Here is a 16,541-nt window from a genome sequence, read left to right as displayed (position 1 = left end):
TTCAGCCCGTGGGCGACGAACCCTCGCCGCGATCCGGCATCACCGTGCGATCCCGGTCCATCAACGGAACATCGAACTCGATCCCCTTCCACATCACCCGGATCGACCACGGGGCCGACGCCTCGAGTACGCGGAGCTCGTCTGACTCTCCTTCGCCCACGGCCAGGGAGGTCTTGTCGTCGAACAGCACGTGCCCGTTCACGAACGCAACGACCTTCGGCCCGCCGTAGGAGCTCGGCGGAGGCGGCGGTGCGGGCGGCGGCGGAGGAGGCGCCGGCGGCGAAGCGGGAGGCGGCGGCGGTGGGGGAGGCGGCGGTGCACCCGGCACGAAGAACGGCGACCGCCCGTCCAGCTGCGCCCGGTGCCTCGCGGTCACGTCTCCCAATTCGCTACCAGTGCCGATGTCGGTCTCGGCGGGTGGCAGCGAGAGCGTCGCCGACTGGGCGATCCCGCCGAGTGAGACGATGAGCGCCACGCTCGCGGCCAGGCCCGCGGCCCCGACCAGCACCCACGCCGTCGTCGGAGCGTTCATGAACTGCCTCCAGCGCTGCGGCTGGCCGATGCCGACAGGGCCCACGCCTCGACCGTCAGCGTCGCCGAAACCTGCCGCGAGCCGTCGTCGGCCCGCCGCACGATGACCCGCGTCACGGCTGCCACGTCCGGGCTGGCCTCGAGGGCGCCCAGCACCTGGCTGAACGCCTCGGGCGACGCATCGAAGCTCACCGTGCTGACGAGCTTTACGAGCGAGCCACGCCCACCGTAGTAGTCGGTCGCAGGCCCGTCGGCCAGGTTCTGCTCGGTTGTCTGCGTGCGCGCCCCGCGTACGCCCGCGTCGCGGAGTGCCCGATCGACGGCGCGGTTCAGCGCCGTCGCGCGCTCGCTGCGGGGCCCGGGCAGCTCGACCTCGCCGTGCAGGCGAGAGCCGATGGCGATTCGCTGCTGGTGGTCCTCGGCCCGATCGCCCATCGCCTGGACGGCCCGGATGCGCGCGGCCATCGCATCGGCTCGGCCCGAGGCACCGACCGTCGTGTCGACCACGGGCTCGACGATGAAGAAGTACGCGACGAGGCCTACGACCGCCCACGCCAACCACCGCGCCGATCGTGGCAGCCGCGCGTATCGATCCAGGATGCCGGCCCGCGTGGGGCTTCCGGGGTCGCTCATCCGCCGCTCCCAACTTCACGATACCGGGCGATCAGCTTGTCGGCTTCTTCCTTGAGCCGTGCCCTCGTCCCTGCATCGTTCGACTCGTCGCGCGACGCGCTGTTGCGGATGCGCCATTGATTCAAGAGCTCGCTGCGATCGAGCTCTGCGATCTGCGCGTCGGTGATCGGCGTCGGAACGCCGTCTTCCGAGGCAGGTCCGCTCTCGCCCGAGGGCCGCCGATCAGCCGCCGACTCCCGGCTACTCTCGATCGCACTATCCCTCGACGCCCTCTCCGCTTCGCCCCGGCTGCTCGATCCAGACGAGGGCCGCGAGCGACCCGTGGGCGTGCTGGCGGATGCCACGACGGGCGTGGTCGTGTTGCTCGCACCCTCGCCGTACAACACTTCGGCCAGCGACATCTCGGCGAAGTCTTGGGGCAGGCTGGCGCGGGCGATAGCGCTCCGCACGCGGGCGCTGATCTGGAACTCAGCCGCGTCGCCCACGACCTCGCGCCGCACGACCGTCACGGAGCCAAGCGTGCCAAGCTCGTTCAACGCGGTCTCGTATCGCGTCAGGAGCGATTCGGGTGGGCCTTCCAGCACCGGTCCGCCGGCCGTCACTTGCACGAACCCTTCGATATCGATCTGGGCGTTGCTGTCCATCCGCACGCTCTCGAGCACGACGTGCACCGGCGCCGCAGCACTGACCTCGGCCAGCATCTTGGTCATGGGCCACACGCGCTCGTTAAGTTGGCCGTAGATCGCCGCGCGCCGGGCGTCGGCCTCGTATTGCTCGCGCAACGTCTCGGCCCGAGCCACCATCGCACCAAGCATGGCCTCGCGCACCAGGGCGCCCAGCAGCGGCGTAAACAGCACCACCAGCACGCACACGGCGCACGCGACGGCGACGTTTCGACGCGACGCGAGCCACGCGTTCATCCGCTCGCCAGTCGACGCCTTGGTCGCCGGCTCGTCTTGGCGCAGCGACGCGAGCGCTCGCACGGCGGGGTCGTCGCTGAGCGCCAGCATTCCGGCGCAGGCCGGCAGGAGCCGCTTCGCCGCTTCGCGGGCATCGCTTGGCCAGCCCTCGATCTTCTGCGCGAGCGCCTCGCCGATCCCGGCCGACCAGCCCGCTCGCCGGCCGCGCCCGGGCTCGGCCGACGCTCGCAGCGTCGAGCGGGCCTGGTCCTCGTGCAGGCCCACCGCCGAGGCGGCCTCGAGCAACCGGCGCTCGACGTGCGCATCGGTCGAAACGACGTCGGGCGACTCGCGCAGCGATCGCACCAGCACGCCCTCGGGCCCGCGCGCGGCCACGATGAGCACGCCCTGCGCCGAATCGCTGGCGAACGCGCACCCCTCGGCCAGCGAGACCGCCAGCCCGAGCGCCGCGGGCGCCGTCGCGAACCGTGCATCGCCGGCTTCGTCGTCCGCTTCGCCGCCGGGCATCCACGCCGTCAGCAGCGCTGTTCGCCCCTCATTGCCCACGGGCAGCGCCCCGCAGGCGCGTCTCCACGCCGGCACGCGCTCAGGAAGCTCGCCGTCGCCCAGGATCGCGAGCACGCTCAGGAGTTCCTGCGGCGGCAGGTCGTCGACGCCGCGACACCGCACGAGCGACTGTCCCCACGGAGCCAGGCCGACCTGCGGACGCTCGCCGGCGTCGGCAACCGTCGTCAACCGGAATCGCTCGCCCGATCGCTCGACGAGCAGGCGCACCGCGTCGCCGCCGACGCGGTCGGTTGCCACGACGCCCTGGCTCATACTCGTGTCGCGTTGCCTGGCCAAAGGCTCCCCTTCCCAACGATCCTTCGAGGAACGAACCTTATCGAACGATGACGTCCCGGATCACGACGGGCAGTCGCGATCGGTCCACGGTAGCGATCATCTCGACGCGCATCCCGGATGCCTCGTCGATTCCCACGCTGCGGATGACGAATGCCGAGCTGCGAAACCCGAACGCCTGCATCAGCTCCTGCACGCGGCCCCTGGTAAGGCCCGGGGACTCCAGCAGGTCCGCCGCCGTCCGGAAGCCCAGCGGACGCCCGTTCCGCTCGCGGATGATCGTGTCGGCGATCGAGCTGGTCACGCCCGGTGCGTAGGCCAGCGTGTCCTCGGAGATGGTGTTGATGTTGATCCGCCCGGGCAGGAGTGGTCCGGTCGCGTCGAGCCAGGGAGCGTCGATCGCCGCCTCTTCGAGCAGCAGGCCGATCTGTGCATCGGTCAACGGCTGGGCCTGCGGGTCGATCGGCTGGCCGGTGAGGCCGGGCAGGGACCGTAGCGGCGTGGTGATCAACGCCTCGAGCGTCGCCGCGTTCGTGCTGGCGTATTGGGCGATCACGTCGGCCTGCTCGGCGGTGATGCCGACGCGACCGACGAGCTCGCCGCCGCCCAGCCCCAGCCCGAGTCGCACGCGCGGCTGCCCGCTCAGTCCATAGGCGCTCTCGCTGCTCACCACCGTGAGGATGCCCGACCAGTTCGCTTCCAGCACGCCATCGCCATTGTCCGGCGGCCACGTCTCGTCGCCGTCGTCCTCGTTGGGGTCGAGCACGTTGTTGAGGTTCCAGTCTTCCTCGCGCACGTCGATCGGCAGGATGCCCAGCAGCAGTTCCATCTCCTCGATGGTCTGCATGGGCCCGTTGCGCGGCTCGTACGCGTGCTCTTGCGACAGGTACGAGCCCACCTCGGCCCCCAGCGGGCTGACCTCGTCGTCTTCGTCTGTCCAGTCGATGATCCGAGAGATCAGGTCCTCGGTCATGTTGGGCAGCCAGAACAGGTCGTCGGAGGTCATGCGACCGACGTGGATGCGCGCGTTGGCGTCAGCCGGCCCGTCGAACCGCTCGCCGCCCTCCCAGTGCTCGATGCGGTACGAGCCCGTGCCGCCCACCGTGCCGCGCGCCGCCTCGGCCATGCGGTCGTACACGTCGAATGCGTCGGTCGGGTGCGGATCCTCGGTGTCGTCGGCCAGGATGGCGATCATCCGTTCGACGCCCGAAACCGCGGCCCACCTCGCACGAGTCTCGGCCAGGCTGTCGCGGGCGCCGAACGCCTGGCCCAGCCCCGCAGACTGCACGCCCATGACCAGCACCGCCGCCAGGCCGATGACCCAGAGCGCCAGAACCGTCGCGAAGCTCTTGCGAGCGTGCCTCACGGGGCGCCCCCTTCCGCCGCGGCTTCGATCTCAGCGGGCGTCGGCTGCGCAAATACGCGCGGCAACGCCGCCACGCGCCGTGCAACCGCCGAGCCGCGGCCATCGGGCGTCGACGTCCGAACTTCGATGATCACCATGTACGGCAGGCCGGTCTGGTCCGAGTCCCACGAGGCCCACACGCCTTCGTCGTCGCCGGCCGTCACCGAGAAGCTCACGATGTCTCGGGCGACCTCGTCGGCCACGCCGCCGGAGTCCTGGTACTCGTCGAAGGCCATATCGCGACGGCGCCACAGCGACGAGCCATCCTCGCCGGCCTGCACCTTGAAGCCGACCTCGAACTCGCCGCCCTCGCTCCGCAGCGCCTCGTTCTCGACCCGCCGAACCGGCTCGAGCCCCCGCGCGACGACGTAGATCGAGTCCCTCGACGCCTCGCCGCGACCGCCGTCGCGGATCACCAGCCGCGTCTGCGCGAGGTCCTCGCGCCGCAGCGTCTGCAGCACGGCACGCTGCACCATCTGGGCTGCCTGATCGGCGCTCGACCACGCCCGGGCATGCGCCCGAGACGCCTCGCGGGCCGAAGCCAGCCGCACGACCGAGGTTGCGACCAGCCCCGTGATGAGTGCGATAACGCCCGCAGCGGCGATGGTCTCAACGAGCGTGAAGCCGAGATGCCGACGCGCCCTCCCGCTCATCGCTCGATCGCCTCGGGCGGCATGCGGTTGGGGTCGGGCTCGTCGCCAAGCCGGGGCGCGATGAGCGCATCAAGCTCGAGCGAGCGAGGCTGCCCCGTCGCCGACCGCCACGTCACGAGCACGTTCACCTCATCGGGCTCGCCCGCGTTGCCCGTGTCGATATCCACGCGATACTCAAACCGCTCGAAGGGCTCGCTCGCCTGGCCGCTCGCTCGAATGACCCGCGTGTATTCCTCGGTGCCGTACGCGTAGACGGTCGACATCACCTCGTCGGCCACCATGCCCGCCTGGCGCAGCGAGGCCGCTTCGCGCTGCATCGCGAGGGCTCGGGTGGACACCACGAGGATGCCCCCTAGCGCGACGCCGAGCAGCACCGTGCCGACGAGCACGTCGACCAGCAGGAATCCCGTGCGTCGCGGCGATCGTCCTACCAAGGCGTGCTCTCCATGCCGCTGGCATCCAGGTCGACGCGGCCCGGCGGCTCGATCATCCGGTCGCCCTCGACGACCACGGCGCGGAGCGCCCCGGGCATCAACGCGACGTTCACCGGTCCATTGCCCCCGATCAGGTCGATCTCCACGCTCGAGCCCGCGGCCAGTTCCACGATCCACGGCGACCCTCGCACCGCGAAGCCATCGGCGTGCACCGAGCCCACCGTCGAACGATTCAATCGAACCTGGGGCATGAACGGGTCGCGCTGCCACACCCACGATTCACGCCGACCTTGCTCGACCAGTTCCCGCCGCTCGACGACGACCGTCTTGGCCTCGGCCCGCACCCGCAACGGCTGCGAGCCGACGGCCGCTCGGCCCGCCGCATTCGAGAGCAAAGACGCCACCGCGTCCGCCTCGGCCGACACGCCCCGCCCGGCCAGCGTCGCGACACGCGGCACCGCCAGGCCCAGGACGAGGCCCACGATCACCAGCGTGACGATCAACTCGACCAGCGTGAAGGCGCGATGCATCGCTACTTAAGACCCTCTCCAGACGCGAAACGCCGCGACGCTTACGGCTTGACGATGTCGGCGTCCTCGCCCTCGCCGCCGGGCTGGCCGTCGGCGCCATAGCTGACGATGTCGAAATCGGTGTTCTTCTCGCCCGGCGCGATGATCACGTACGCATTGCCCCACGGGTCGATCAGCATTTCGTCGTTGGTGATGTACGGCCCGTTCCAGGTGCCGCTCATGCCGCTGGGCTCCTTGCGCAGAAACTCCAGCGTGCCCGTGTCGGGCAGCTTGCCCATGTCGATCAGGAACACCTGCACCTGGCCCGCGATGCTCGCGGCGTTGCTCTCGGCGGTTGCCTGGCGGCTCTGTCCGATGCGGCTGAAGAGCCTCGGCACGACCACGGCCGCGATGATGCCCATGATCGTGATGATCACAAGCACCTCGATGATCGTAAATCCGCGCCGACGCCGGCGTGCGTTCTTCTTCATTGCACTCGCTCCATGTCCAAAACCATCCATCACATCGCGCTCCCGGCCACGTCCTGCAGCTCGAGCATCGGCAGCAGGATTGCAAGCACGATGAATCCCACGACGCCCGCCATCGTCACCACCAAGAGCGGCGGCAGCAGCGTGGTCACCAGCTTCAGCGTCGCCTCGGTGCGTTCTTCCATCGCCCGGGCCGCGTGGCCCAGCAGTTCTTCGAGCCGGCCGCTTCGCTCGCCCATCGCCACGATCTGTACGAGCATCGGCGGGAAATACCCGCTCTGCTCCATGGGCGTCGCCAGCGTCTTGCCCTGGCTCACCTGGGTGACGACATCATCGATGACGTTCTCGAGGGCGCGGTTACCCAGCGTCGCCCGCGTAATGCGCAGCGCCTGCAGCAGGCTGATGCCCGAGCCCGTCAGCGTGCCGAGCGTCCGCGTGAACCGGCTCACCGCAACGTCGCGCGCGAGCAAGCCGATCAGCGGGGTCGCGAGCAACGCCCGATCCATGCTCAGTCGTCCCTCATCACTGCGGCGGATGGCAACAAACCCGGCGATCAACAGTCCCAGCAATGCCAGGATCAGCCACCACCAGCCCAGCACGAAGTTCGCAAATGCCTGTACCACCAGCGTCGGCCAGGGCAGGTTCTCGATGGCGCCGGCGGCCTCTTCGAGGATCTTCGGTGCGATCACCGTCGACACGAGCACGATCGACGCAAGGCACAAGACCAGCAGCAGGCCGGGATACGTCGTCGCGCCCACGAGCGCACGCCGAAGGCGGACGTCGCGCTCGAGCAGGTCGGCGAGTTGGCCGAGCACCTCGGCCAGCTTGCCCGACGCCTCACCTGCCCGCACCATGTTGACGCTCAGATCGTTAGCCAGTTCGGGCGACGCCTCAAACGCTTCGGCGAGACCCCGGCCGTGCTCGACCTTATCGATCACGCGCTCCATCACGGCACGCTGTGCCTTGCTCTTGCGCTGCCTTGCGATCAGGCGCAAGGCCTGCACCAGCGGCAGGCCCGCGTCGAGCCCCGTCGAGAGCTCGCGGACCACGGCAGCCCGCTGCGTGCCGCTGAACCGCCCACTCGACAGCGAGAAGCCCGGCCGCGCCGCCGCGTCGCCCGCACCGTCGCTGCCAACCTTCGTCGACGCCGTAAAGGCATCCATCGGCTCGACGACCAGCGGCGTCAGCCCGCGTCGCGACACCTCCCGGATGGCCGCCGCCCGCGTCGGTGCATCGATGATCGGAGCGTCGCCGCCGCCGGCGCACTGCACGCGGAAGCTGGGCATCAGTCCGAACCCTCGTCGGCCGGCTCGCCAAGCAGCATCTCGGTGCCACTGTCCTGCGTCGCGCGGAGCACCTCGCCCACGGTGGTCAGGCCCTGCGAGGCCTTGATGAGCCCGTCGCGGCGCATGGTCTGGTGCGTCGGGTGCGCCGTCTCCAGCAGCTTCTGGGCGTTCACCCGCTCGCCGATCGCAGCCCGCATCGCCCGCGTCACCGTGAGCACCTCGTAGAACCCGATGCGACCCTTGAAGATCGAGAGCCCCGCGTCGTGAGAGTCGATCGCCTCGCCCGTCGCGTCGGCAAACATCGACCGCTCCTCGGCCGTCAGCCGCAGCATCTCCGCGTCGGTCGGGCGGTGGGGGAACGCATAGCCGGCCGCCAATCGCCGGCCGAGCCGCTGGGCGATCACGGCCTCGAGCACGCTGGCCAGCAGGAAAGGCTCGATGCCCATGTCCAGCATCCGGCCGACGGCGCTCGCGGCGTCGTTGGTGTGCAAGGTGGACAAGATCAGGTGGCCCGTCATCGCGGCGCGCACGGCGATCTCGGCCGTCTCGCCATCGCGGATCTCGCCGACCATCACCACGTCCGGGTCCTGACGCAGGATCGACCGCAAGCCCGATGCGAAGCTCAGGCCGCGCTTGGGGTTCACGGGGATCTGGTTCACGCCCTCGAGCTCGTACTCCACCGGATCTTCGATCGTGATGATCTTCTTGCGTGGGTCGTACAGCTTGCTCAGCGCCGCGTACAGCGACGTCGTCTTACCCGATCCGGTCGGCCCCGTAACGAGCACCATGCCGTGCGGGATGGCGATCAGCCGATCGATCTCGCGCCGGTCGGTCTCCCGCATGCCCAGCGTCGCGAGGTCGAGCTGGAGGCTCTGCTTGTCGAGCACGCGCATCACGATCGACTCGCCGTAGATCGTCGGCGCCGTCGACACGCGGATGTCGATCTTCCGCCCATCGAACCGCAGCGTGATGTGCCCGTCTTGCGGCGCGTATCGCTCGGCAATGTTCATGCCGGCCATGATCTTGATGCGGCTGGTGATCGCCGGCTGCAGTCGCTTGGGCGGCGGCTGCTGTTCCACCAGCACGCCGTCGATGCGGTACTTGACCTTGAGGTCGCGCTCGAAGGGCTCGACGTGCACGTCGCTCGCCCCGAGACGGATCGCCTCGAGGATGAGCAGGTTCACGAGGTTGATCAGCGATGGCTGCTCGGCCATCCGGTGCAGGTCTTCCGCCTCGATCGACTCGAGGTTGGCCAGCACCTCCTCGTCGCCGCCCAGGCCCAGGCTCGCCGCCATCGCCGCCGCAGTCGTGCCGTACTCGCGCTGCACCAGCGCCCGGAAGGCCGGCTCGGCAATCGCTACCGGTGTCACGGGCCGTCCAACGATGAGCGACGCCTCGTCGGCCGATGCCCAATCGCCCGGGTCGAGCATCGCCAGCACCACGCGCCCGTCGCGCTCCTCGACCGGCGCGGCGTGCAGGCGCGCTACGTCGTCGCCGCCCATGAGCCGCGAGAGCGACCGTTCGACCGACGGGGCCTCGTTGATCACGGTCGGCGTCTTCTCGACGGGTTCTCCGTTCGACGAAGCCACGTGGCCGTTGTGCGCGCCCTCGCGCTCAACCCGATCTGTCGCGGTCGTTCGCTCCACGCGCCTTAGCCTCCCCCGAATTCGCGCAGCACTTCGTCGGCGTCGAAGCCCGACTCGCCAACCGAGGGCATGGACTCGAGCTGCTCGGCGGTCAGCAGCCCCCGCACGCGCTCCACGAATCGATCGTCGAGCTCCTTGCGCGCTTCCTCGGCCGCGTCGGCTTCCTCGGAATCCTGGCCCCAGCCCCACCAGTTCATCTCATCGCCCGTCTGCTGCTCGTCGATGGCCTTGGCCCAGCGATCGTTGATCGGCGCCGCCTCGCGCTCGTACGTCTGGCGAATGGCGTCCAGGCCCTCGCGCTGCTGCGCCGTCAGGCTGTCGAGCTTGCCCGCGGCCTCGATCTGGCGCTCGGCCTTGCTCTGGCGATACACCGTGGGCCACGTCCGACGCTTCACTTCGGTGTCCCACGCGGCCTGCCGCTCGGTCGGCAGCAACTGCATGATCTGGCGCGCGTACCGGGCGTTGATCGACTTGCCCTGCGACCCGAGCTCACGCATGTCTTTCATAGCGTCCTGCATCTTCTCCATGGCCTCTGCGTCGAAGCCCATCGATTCGTCGTCGTCGTCCATGTCCTTCATGCGCTCCATCTGGTCGCGCATGAAGCCGAACGAGCGGTCGATCAACCGCTTGTACACCGGATCGATCTCGGCCTCATAGGCGAGCAACGCCTCTCGGGCCGCTTCATTGCCCGAGACCTCGACCTCACGGGCGATCTCGTGTAGGTCGATCGTGCCGCCGTTCACCACGCTGATCTGGCCGGCCGTCTCCACCTGCTCACGCCGGCGAGCCCGTTCAACCCTGACAAAAGCCTCCTGCTGGCCGGGCTCGATCGCGATCATCTTCAGGTCGTCGAAGAACGTCGCCTCGAGAGCTTCGAGCCGATCGAAGAAGCCCAGCATGATGCGGCCCATGGGCTTCATCATCTTTTGCCAGTCGCCGCTCTTGCCGGCCTCTTCCTGGAGCCGTTGCATGGCGTCCATGAGGGTGTCGTTGGCCTGCTTGAAGCTGTCCAGATAGTCGCGGTGGAGCATCTCCGCGGTCTCGCGTTGTACCTCATCGAAGCCGAGGAGGTCGGAATAGCGGTCCACGGACGCCCGACCGATGGCCATCTGCATCGCGTCGTTGCCCATGCCCATGCCCCATTGGGCGTGGGCCGGGGCCACGACGGCGCCGATGCCGAGCAACAAACAGATCAAATACCGAACGTAAAACTCGCGATTCATCTCGCGCATGCTCACCGAACTCATGGTTGCTTCCCCTTCGTGTCCGCCGTGACGCCCTCGAGCGGGGCGATCGACTCCGGCAGCACGACTCCGATGTCCCCTTCTTTGGGATGCCCGCCAAGAGGTTGCACGTGCACCAAACACGCGATCCCCACCCTTCATGGTACGGGCTAGCGGCGGATCCGGATCGATCGACCCGCCGCCGCCGGCGCATCGACCTCGAACGCCCGCTCCGGGGCCGAGGGCGCGGGCAGTTCGGCCATTTGCTGCTCGTTCAGGATCGACGCGATCCGCGCCTCCAGCCTCTCGTTCAAAACCTCCACCGCATCACGGGCCTTCTCGCTGTCGGTCGGCTCCTGGCCCTGCACCACGATCATGACGCCCGGAGGCATCCGGTCGTCTTCCTCCCGCTCACGCTCGGCGGCGACCCATCGGTCGCGTGCCGGGCCCACGTCCCGCGACCACTGGTCGGCGGCGGCGTCGAGCTGGCCGCGCTGTTCGTCGGTGAGCGACGCCAGCGCCTGGGCCGCTTCAAGCCGCCGTTCGCCGTCGGTCTGTCGATACACGCGCGCGAACGCCCGGCGTAGAAACGCAGCCTCGAACGCATCGTCCCCGAGCACGCCCGCAAGCGACCGCGCGGCCTGGCGACTCGCACCAGCGATTCGCCCGTCGAGCGATCGCAACGGCTTGTACGGATCTTCCTCGGCCTCGATGAAGAACACGCCGCCCTGGAAGCCCGGACCGCCGATGCCCTCGGCCTTGCGCGCTCGCTCGACCAACAAGCCATCGACTTGCAGCGCCCAGGATCCGAGTGCATCGAGGACACCGTCTTCATTGGCCCGCTCGACAAATTCTTCACGGACGAGGTCGTCGAGATCGACGCGTGCCTCGGCGCGCGTGAGCGTCCCGAGATGCTTGGCGCGTCGATGGATCCGCTCGGCCCGCGGCCACGCGTTGGCCTGTTCTGCCGACAAAATCGCCTGCACGTCGCCAAGGAACGTCGACTCGAGCCGTTGAACCGCCTGCTGGTGCTCGCCGGTGACCTCCTTGAGCGTGGCCATCATGGCAGCGAAGTCGCCATCTTCCACGTCGTTGCGAGCAGCCTCGAGGTCCTGCCGCAGACGATCACCGAGCCTCTGGCGTTCAGACGCGAGTTCCTTGAACATCTCCAGCGCGATCTCGAGCTGCACCTCGTCGAGTCCGAGCGCTTCACCCATGCGCTGGACGGTTTCGCGAGACAGCGAGTTGCTCGAGCCGCCGGAGCCCATCGGGGCGCTCACCGACCCCACGACGACACGCTCGCGCTCCTGCGCCAGCACGGCCGAACCGGCCGCCAGCGTCATGCCCAAGACCGCCACCCCAAGCACGCTCGTTCGCATCACGCAGCCTCCCGGGGGCCAAAGACCGCGACGCAGCGCCCCCGACCAAGGGATGCGCCGCGTCGCTCAGGCCGTCATGCCGGCCAGACCCCACGAACTCGAAACGCCGGACTAGAACTCGCGCTGGCGAGTCCGCTGGGCCTGATCGCCGCGGCCGCCACGCCGGGCCCGATCCCCCCGGCCCTCGCGCTCCTCGTCGGAGCCCATCGCGGCGTCGATCTTCGCGGCCTGGTCCTCGGTGAGCACCGCGCGGATCTGCTCGACGGTCTGGTTCACGACCTCGCGCTTCTCGCTGAAGAGTTCGCGGGTGCCGTCCTCGTTTCCACGACGCCCGCCACGCATCATGTCGCGCAGCGTCATGCTGACCTCGTTGCTTTCGATCGTGTCGGCCAGCTTGCGGTTGACCTGCACCATCCGTCGCTCGGTGGTCAGGCCGATCGCCTCGATCCGCTCACGCTGGTCGTCGCTAAGGTCTTCCAGGCCCTTGGCGGCCTCGAGCGCACGGTCGGCCCGGTTCTGCCGGTACACCGACGGGAAGCTCGCTCGCTGGACGGCCGATTCGAACGCGGGCAGCTTCTCCTCGGGCACGACGGCCTCGAGCCGGCGAGCAAACGTCCGGTTCGTGTCGCGGACTCGGATGCTGGCCTCGCGGGCGTCCTCGAAGTGGCTCTGCAACGACTCAAAATCGCGCTGGCGGAACATCTCCAGGCCCTGCTCAAACTTATCGTTGCGGGCGACCAAGACTCGGTCGAGAGCCATCTCGTAATCGGTGAGCAACGCCTGGGCCTCGCTCGCGGGCTCGCCCTCGAGTTCCAAGCCCTTCACGATCTCGAACAGGTCAACACGCTCGCCGCTCATGAGCCCGCGGGGGAGCGTCGTCGCCCGGCGATGCGCCATCTCGACCCGGGGCCAGGCCTCGCCCTGCTCGGGCGTGAGCATCGTCTGAAGGTCGGACATGAGCTGGGCCTCGAGCGTCGCGACACGCTCGCGTGTCTGCTCGCTCATCTCCCGCAGTTCGCCAAAGGCCGACCGATCGCGCGTTTCCTCGTACTCCTGGCGGGCCTGCTGGGCGGCCTCGCGCATCGCGTCCGTCGCCGTCTGAACCCCGTCGATGTACTCTTCGAGCATCATCTGGGCGATCTCACGCTGGTCCGCGTCCAGCCCGAGGATCTCGGCGTAGTCCTCCAACTGCTCGCGGTTGACCCGCGGGCCCTCGGCACCGCCGAATCCGCCGCCGCCAAACTGCCCGAACGCCGGCGCCGCGGCCAGCCACAGGGCCACGCACGACATCCCGATCAAAACCCGATTAAATACCCTGCTCATGGTCGGCAACCTCCGGTAGTGGGGGCGCACCGCGCCCGCCGCGATCAACGAGCGGGCAACGCCCGTTATTGCCCGCTCGAGACGCACGATTCTTGCGGTCGAAACCGCACGCCTCCTCTATCATCCCCTTCCCATGCTCAGAAAAGTGCTCCATAGCAAGATCCACATGCCGGCCGTGACGGCGGCCCGGCCTGACTACGTGGGCTCGATCACCATCGACCGCCGGCTGCTGCGGGCCGTCGGCTTGCGGGCGAGCGACGCCGTCGAGGTCGCCAACGTCGCCAATGGCGAGCGCTTCGAGACCTACGTCTTCCTGGGCGACGACGGCGTCATCGAGGTCAACGGCGCCGCCGCCCAGCTCGTCACGCCGGGCGACAAGCTCATCATCATGCACTATGCCCTGATGGACGAGGCCGAGTACGTGGCCCATCAGCCGAAGGTCGCCCTCGTCGCCGACGCCAACGTGCTCGACCGCGTCGTGTCGTACGAGCCCTGGCCCTAAGTCCGGCCCCGGACCTCGCCCCGACCTAGGCGCCCTGGAGCGCAGGCTCCCGCACGAGCGCCTCGTGCGCCGCCCAGAACTTCTCGAAGCTCGCCGAGATCGAAAAGTTCTGCGACCACGGCACGCCCGCCGCACCCATCGCCTTCCGCTTGTCGTGGTCGATCACCAGATCGCTCACGGCGTCGACCCATGCGTGCGTCTTGTGCCCGGGCAGCACCAAGCCCGTGCGGCCGTCGTCGACGACCTCCTTCGGTCCGCCTTGATCCGCCACGATGACGGGGATGCCGCTGGCCTGACTCTCGAGCACCACCTGCCCGAGCGTGTCCGTCAACGATGGGAACACGAACATGTCCGCCGACGCGTACAGCGTCGCCAATTCGGTGCCGTGCTTGAAGCCCGGGAACACCGTGCCGTGCCCGCCGAGGGCCGACTTCATCTCGTCGAGGTAGGGTCCGCCGCCGACGATGACCAGCCTCGCATCGACGCCCGCCGCCTTCGCCCGCTCGCGAACCTTGGGCCAGATAGCCGTCAGCATCGGCAGGTTCTTCTCCGTGCTGATCCGCCCGACGTACAGCACCTTCACCGAGTCACGCGGCAGGCCGTACTCGTCCCACGCGCCTTCGTCCTTGTGCTTGGCGTCGAAGTCGTCCAGCTTGATGCCCGGCTCGAGCTTGGCCATGCGATCCCGCGAAAAGCCCAGCTTCTCGAGCGACTCCATGTACTGCTCGCTGCGAGACAAGATGAGCTCGAAAGGCTTGTAGAAGAACTTCATGTACTGGGCCGTGATGGTGCCGTACATCTCGTCGTTGAACAGGTGCTCGAGGTACGCCGGAAAGTCGGTGTGGTACACGCCGGCGATCGGGATGCCGCGCTTCTTGGCGTAGTCGCGCCCGACCTTGCCCACTGAGCCGGGCGTCGACACGTGCACCACGTCGGGCTGAAACTCGTCGGCCCTCCGGACCAGATCACCCTTCCGCGGGATCACCATGTCCAGCTCGGCGTACTTGGGCATCTTCATCGCGAACTTCGGCGCGACGTTGTAGAAGCACGGATCATCGGGCACCTCGAACCGCGTCGAAGTGGCGATCAAGAGCTCGCGCCCCGCCGCCAGCGATTCGTGTCCCATGTTGCGAATGAATCGGCTCACGCCATTCACGTCGCCAAGCGTGTCGGTGAACAGCATGAGCCGCATGGTGCTAGTCCTCTTGATCGTTCTGTTCGTCGTCGGGCGGGAGCAAGAGTTGCCAGAGATCTTCGACCCGGTCGCGATACGCCCTCCAGCCGGGCGGGAGGCACGCGACTTCCGCGATGGTCGGGTCGAGCCTGAACACCTCTTCCAGAGCTACCACCGCAGCGTCTTCCTCCGAAACATCGCCACCATCGAGGAACTGGTATCCTCCGTCGTAGTCGTGGCAGACATACAGGATCGGCTGGTCTTCTGAAAAGATCCGCTTGAGCGACAGTGTCGGCGACATCGAGTCATAGAGAAAGGGCCACCGACCCTCGAACTTCTTGGTCATGCCATCTTCTCTACCACAGCCTCGCCAAACTCGCTGCACTTGAGCAGCGTCGCACCCTCCATCAGCCGCTCGAAGTCGTACGTCACCGTCTTCGCGGCGATCGCACCCTCCATGCCCTTGATGATCAGGTCGGCCGCCTCGTTCCAGCCCAAGTGCCGAAGCATGAGCTCGCCCGACAGGATCACGCTGCCCGGGTTCACCTTGTCCTGCCCGGCGTACTTCGGCGCCGTGCCGTGCGTGGCCTCGAAGACGGCGTGGCCGGTGTCGTAGTTGATGTTCGCCCCCGGCGCGATGCCGATGCCGCCCACGCAGGCCGCGAGCGCGTCGCTCACGTAGTCGCCATTGAGGTTCATCGTCGCGATCACGTCGTACTCGGCCGGTCGAGTCAGGATCTGCTGCAGGAACGCGTCGGCGATCACGTCCTTGATCACGATCTTCTTGCCGTCGGGTGCGGTGAACTCGTGCCACGGGCCGCCATCGAGCGGCGTCGCTCCGAAGTGCTCCGCCGCCACCTCGTAGCCCCACTTCATGAAGGCGCCCTCGGTGAACTTCATGATGTTGCCCTTGTGCACCAGCGTCACCGACGGCCGTTCGTGGTCGATCGCGTACTGGATCGCCGCCCGGACGATCCGCTCGGTGCCCTCCCGCGACACCGGCTTGAGACCGATGCCGCACGAGTCGGGGAAGCGAACCTTCGCCCATCGATCGGGGAACGTCTGGCTGAAGCCCTGCTTGAACTTCGCCAGGTCGTCGCTGCCGGCCTCGAACTCGATGCCCGCGTAAATATCCTCGGTGTTCTCGCGGAAGATGACCATGTCGGTCAGCCCCGGGTTCTTGAGCGGGCTGGGCACGCCCTCGAACCAACGCACGGGCCGCAGGCAGGTGTACAGGTCGAGCTGCTGCCTGAGCGCAACATTAATGGAGCGAATGCCGCCGCCGGTGGGCGTGGTCAATGGCCCCTTGATGCCGACGAGGTACTCGCGAAACGCGTCGAGCGTCGCGTCGGGAAGCCACTCACCGGTCTCGTTGTGGGCTTTCTCGCCCGCGAGCACCTCGTGCCAGTGGATCTTCCGCTCGCCGCCATACGCCTTTTCAACCGCCGCATCGAACACCCGCACGGAAGCCGCCCAGATGTCCGGTCCCGTCCCGTCACCCTCGATGAACGGGATGATGACGTGGCTCGGCACGTTCAGGCGGCCATCCACGGTCGTAATCGGCTCGGCGGTCGCGGGCATGAGGCAAGTCTCCA

17 protein-coding genes are annotated in these 16,541 nt (G+C 68.2%); 1 reads left to right on the top strand and 16 read right to left on the bottom strand.

From position 1 onward, the window contains the following. Nucleotide 1 precedes the first annotated feature (1 nt). The 13 genes from RIA68_05900 to RIA68_05840 all read right to left on the bottom strand — a co-directional run bounded on the left by RIA68_05900 (nucleotide 2) and on the right by RIA68_05840 (nucleotide 13,228). Nucleotides 2-532 (bottom strand): hypothetical protein, encoded by a 531-nt coding sequence (locus RIA68_05900; protein ID MEQ8316971.1) that lies wholly within the window; start codon nucleotides 530-532, stop codon nucleotides 2-4. Then, on the bottom strand, nucleotides 529-1,164 hold the full coding sequence (locus RIA68_05895) for a hypothetical protein (GenBank protein MEQ8316970.1): 636 nt from the start codon (nucleotides 1,162-1,164) through the stop codon (nucleotides 529-531). The genes RIA68_05900 and RIA68_05895 overlap by 4 nt, the downstream gene beginning before the upstream one ends. Next, complete coding sequence (locus RIA68_05890) at nucleotides 1,161-2,903, bottom strand: hypothetical protein (protein MEQ8316969.1); 1,743 nt, start codon at nucleotides 2,901-2,903, stop codon at nucleotides 1,161-1,163. Before RIA68_05890 ends, RIA68_05895 begins: the two co-directional genes overlap by 4 nt. A gap of 61 nt (nucleotides 2,904-2,964) precedes the next feature. Next, entirely contained in the window at nucleotides 2,965-4,290 is a 1,326-nt protein-coding gene (locus tag RIA68_05885) for a type II secretion system protein GspK (protein MEQ8316968.1), read from the bottom strand. Further along, a complete protein-coding gene (locus RIA68_05880) occupies nucleotides 4,287-4,982 on the bottom strand; it encodes a hypothetical protein (protein MEQ8316967.1) in 696 nt (231 codons plus the stop codon). Before RIA68_05880 ends, RIA68_05885 begins: the two co-directional genes overlap by 4 nt. Then, entirely contained in the window at nucleotides 4,979-5,416 is a 438-nt protein-coding gene (locus RIA68_05875; GenBank protein MEQ8316966.1) for a hypothetical protein, read from the bottom strand. Before RIA68_05875 ends, RIA68_05880 begins: the two co-directional genes overlap by 4 nt. Further along, complete coding sequence (locus RIA68_05870; GenBank protein ID MEQ8316965.1) at nucleotides 5,410-5,946, bottom strand: type II secretion system protein; 537 nt, start codon at nucleotides 5,944-5,946, stop codon at nucleotides 5,410-5,412. Before RIA68_05870 ends, RIA68_05875 begins: the two co-directional genes overlap by 7 nt. A 41-nt stretch (nucleotides 5,947-5,987) precedes the next feature. Next, entirely contained in the window at nucleotides 5,988-6,416 is a 429-nt protein-coding gene (gene gspG, locus RIA68_05865; protein ID MEQ8316964.1) for a type II secretion system major pseudopilin GspG, read from the bottom strand. Between the two features lie 29 nt (nucleotides 6,417-6,445). Then, on the bottom strand, nucleotides 6,446-7,699 hold the full coding sequence (locus RIA68_05860) for a type II secretion system F family protein (protein MEQ8316963.1): 1,254 nt from the start codon (nucleotides 7,697-7,699) through the stop codon (nucleotides 6,446-6,448). Beyond that, nucleotides 7,699-9,345 carry a GspE/PulE family protein gene (locus RIA68_05855; protein ID MEQ8316962.1) on the bottom strand — a complete coding sequence of 549 codons (1,647 nt, stop codon included), beginning with the start codon at nucleotides 9,343-9,345 and terminating at the stop codon, nucleotides 7,699-7,701. The genes RIA68_05860 and RIA68_05855 overlap by 1 nt, the downstream gene beginning before the upstream one ends. Nucleotides 9,346-9,350: 5 nt before the next feature. Continuing rightward, nucleotides 9,351-10,592: a hypothetical protein gene (locus RIA68_05850; protein MEQ8316961.1), complete on the bottom strand. Its 1,242-nt coding sequence runs from the start codon at nucleotides 10,590-10,592 to the stop codon at nucleotides 9,351-9,353. A gap of 146 nt (nucleotides 10,593-10,738) precedes the next feature. Continuing rightward, the gene (locus RIA68_05845; protein MEQ8316960.1) at nucleotides 10,739-11,947 is read right to left on the bottom strand and encodes a hypothetical protein; all 1,209 of its coding nucleotides are present in this window, start codon (nucleotides 11,945-11,947) and stop codon (nucleotides 10,739-10,741) included. A gap of 111 nt (nucleotides 11,948-12,058) precedes the next feature. Then, nucleotides 12,059-13,228 carry a hypothetical protein gene (locus RIA68_05840; protein ID MEQ8316959.1) on the bottom strand — a complete coding sequence of 390 codons (1,170 nt, stop codon included), beginning with the start codon at nucleotides 13,226-13,228 and terminating at the stop codon, nucleotides 12,059-12,061. A gap of 175 nt (nucleotides 13,229-13,403) precedes the next feature. Between RIA68_05840 and RIA68_05835 the strand changes: the two genes are divergently transcribed. Then, nucleotides 13,404-13,772 carry an aspartate 1-decarboxylase gene (locus tag RIA68_05835; protein MEQ8316958.1) on the top strand — a complete coding sequence of 123 codons (369 nt, stop codon included), beginning with the start codon at nucleotides 13,404-13,406 and terminating at the stop codon, nucleotides 13,770-13,772. 25 nt (nucleotides 13,773-13,797) lie between these two features. On the opposite strand, the gene RIA68_05830 is transcribed toward RIA68_05835, so the two are convergent. Genes RIA68_05830 through icd form a run of 3 tightly spaced genes read right to left on the bottom strand, consistent with a single transcriptional unit; the run spans nucleotide 13,798 to nucleotide 16,527 of the window. Beyond that, nucleotides 13,798-14,964, bottom strand: a complete 1,167-nt coding sequence (locus RIA68_05830) for a glycosyltransferase family 1 protein (protein MEQ8316957.1) — start codon at nucleotides 14,962-14,964, stop codon at nucleotides 13,798-13,800. A gap of 4 nt (nucleotides 14,965-14,968) precedes the next feature. Continuing rightward, nucleotides 14,969-15,292: a hypothetical protein gene (locus RIA68_05825; GenBank protein ID MEQ8316956.1), complete on the bottom strand. Its 324-nt coding sequence runs from the start codon at nucleotides 15,290-15,292 to the stop codon at nucleotides 14,969-14,971. Then, nucleotides 15,289-16,527 (bottom strand): NADP-dependent isocitrate dehydrogenase, encoded by a 1,239-nt coding sequence (icd, locus tag RIA68_05820; protein MEQ8316955.1) that lies wholly within the window; start codon nucleotides 16,525-16,527, stop codon nucleotides 15,289-15,291. The genes RIA68_05825 and icd overlap by 4 nt, the downstream gene beginning before the upstream one ends. Between the last annotated feature and the right edge of the window lie 14 nt (nucleotides 16,528-16,541).

The sequence above is a fragment of the Phycisphaerales bacterium genome, assembly GCA_040217175.1.
Taxonomy (GTDB): Bacteria; Planctomycetota; Phycisphaerae; order Phycisphaerales; family UBA1924; genus JAHCJI01.
The sequence above is the reverse complement of the archived record's forward strand: the minus strand, read 5'-3'. Positions and strand labels throughout refer to the sequence as shown.